Source organism: Streptomyces sp. NPDC054796, assembly GCF_053611545.1.
In genome coordinates this window covers 1-2476 of sequence record NZ_JBSHAO010000142.1, presented here as the reverse complement: position 1 = coordinate 2476, position 2476 = coordinate 1, and the positions used below count along the sequence as shown (strand labels likewise).

Here is a 2476-nt window from a genome sequence, read left to right as displayed (position 1 = left end):
CCTTGCCGTTCGCCGTCAGCGGCATGGCGTCGAGCGCCACCGTCGCACTCGGGACCATGTACTCCGGCAGATGCACACCGGCGAACTCCCGCAGCACACCGGAGTCGAAGGCGTCGTCACCGGCCGGGACGACATACGCCACCAGCCGGTCCTCACGGACAACCACCACCGCCTGATTCACACTCTCGTGAGAGGCCAGCACCGACTCGATCTCGCCGGGCTCGACACGAAAACCGCGGATCTTCATCTGCCCATCCGCACGGCCCGCGAACTCCAGCAACCCCTGCTCGGTCCAGCGGGCCAAGTCACCCGAGCGGTACATGCGACCGCCCGGCACGAACGGGTTGGCCACGAACCGCTCGGCGGTCAGGTCCGGGCGGCCCACGTATCCGCGTGCGAGTCCCGCGCCCGAGACATACAGCTCACCCGTCACACCAGGAGGCATCGGCCGTAAGAATCCGTCCAGGACGAAGACCTGCGCGTTGCCGATGGGGGCACCGATCGCGGGCGGTGCATCCTCCGAGGTGATGCCCTCGGGCAGAAGCACGGTCGTGGTGATGACGGTCGCCTCGGTCGGGCCATACGTGTTCCACACCCTGGACTGGGCCCGCCACTTCGCCGCCAGGTCGGCGCTCAGGCGCTCCGCGCCCAGCACCCAGTTCCCCACACCAGACACCGGACCCGGCTCCACCACTCCGAGCAGGGACGGCACCACACTCGCGACGCTCACACCGGCCTCGCGAATCATGGCCGCCAGCGCCTCGGGCTCCAACCGCTCCTCACTCGACGCAACGGCAAGCGTGCCGCCCCCGCCCAACGTGACGGCCACATCCAGCACCGCCGCATCGAACGAGAACGACGCGAACTGCAACGCCACCGTCCCCTCCTCCACACCAAGAACGGGACGCATCACCTCCGCCAGATTCGCCACACCACCATGCGCGACCGCCACACCCTTCGGCCGCCCCGTCGAACCCGACGTATAAATCACATACGCCAACTGCTCAGGCACCACCGGTACATCCAGCGGCCCGGAGGGCCCCGCCGCGACATCCCCGTCATCCAGTGCAACCACGGGAACTGCGTCCCCCGCGACCTGCGCCAACGTCTCCCCAGTAGCCACGACCACTGACGCACCGCTGTCGGCCACCATGTACGCAAGACGGTCGGCGGGGTACTCGGGGTCGAGGGGGACATACGCACCCCCCGCCTTCCACACACCCAACATCCCCACAACCATGTCCACACCACGCGGCAGACACAGACCCACCCGCGACTCACGCCCCACACCCAGACCCGACAAATACCGGCCCAGACGATTCGCCCGCTCCTCCAACTCCCCATACGACACCGCCTCGTCACCACACCGCACCGCCACCGCACCCGGAGTCGAAGCAACCCACCCGGCGAACAACTCCGGAACGGAACCCGCCGACACCGGCCGCACCGTGTCGTTCCACTCCCCCACCACCAACGCACGCTCGGACTCGTCCAGCACGTCGATCTCGGACAACGGCGCCGCAGGATCTGCTGCCGCCTGTCCCAGGAAGTGCAGCAGTGACCGAAGCACTGCCCGCGTCCATTGGCGGTCGTACAGGTCCCCGTTCGCTTCAAGAACGATCTGCACCTCGCCGTCGGCGGAAGGGCCATTCACCAGAATTCCGAAATCCTCGACCCGTCGGCTCGACAGATCACGGACGGTGCCGTGAAGGTCGCCGAACCGAAGATCGTCGCCCGTGGGCAGAACATTCACGTAAGGCCCGAAGTGCCAGCGCTGGCCCTCCGGCCAGCTCAGCTCACGCCGCAGCCGCTCACCACGGAAGCGCTGGTGTTCCAGCAGCGCGCCGACCTCCCGCGCGGCGTCCGCCGCCAGCTCCGCCGGGCTGGACTCCGCCCGTACCGGCAGCCGCAGCGGCAGCATGTTGGCCATGGTCGACGGCACCTGACGCGCTCGCTCGGTGACCCTGCCGGTCACCGGCAGGCTCAGAATCACCTCGTCCGATCCCGTAAGCCGCCCCACAAAGCAGGCCAACGTCGCGATGACGCTTCTCGTCCAGCTCTCTCCCACGCGCCCTGCCACCGCGTGCAACGCCGCCATCGTGGACAACGGGAGAGTGCCGGTTTCCCTCAGAATCCCCTTCTCATCTTCTGCGGCTTCCGGCGAAAGCGAGCGGGTGCCTGGGGCACTCACCAGTTCAGGCCGGTCCTCGAATCGGTCGAGCCAGTATCGCCGGTCCTTCTCGTACTGTTCCGACCTCCGATAAGCGGCCTCCTCATCCCGTATGCCGCGCATGGCACGCATGGCGCCCATGGGGATGCCGTCGGGAAGTCCGGACGTCTCGTCGTCCGCGCCGAGGAGCGCCGTATAAACCTCCGCCACCCGGCGCGCCACCAGGGAACAGGCGAAGCCGTCCATCAGAAGGTGGTTGTAGCACTGGAACCACAGAAAACGATCAGCAGCGAGCCGGATGAGGAA

Annotated in this window: 1 protein-coding gene; it reads right to left on the bottom strand. The window is 67.5% G+C overall.

Features of this window, described 5'->3' with window-relative positions; genetic code table 11:
• A partial coding sequence (locus ACWGJ2_RS40200; RefSeq protein ID WP_453351375.1) for a non-ribosomal peptide synthetase occupies positions 1-2476 on the bottom strand: 2476 nt, incomplete at both ends.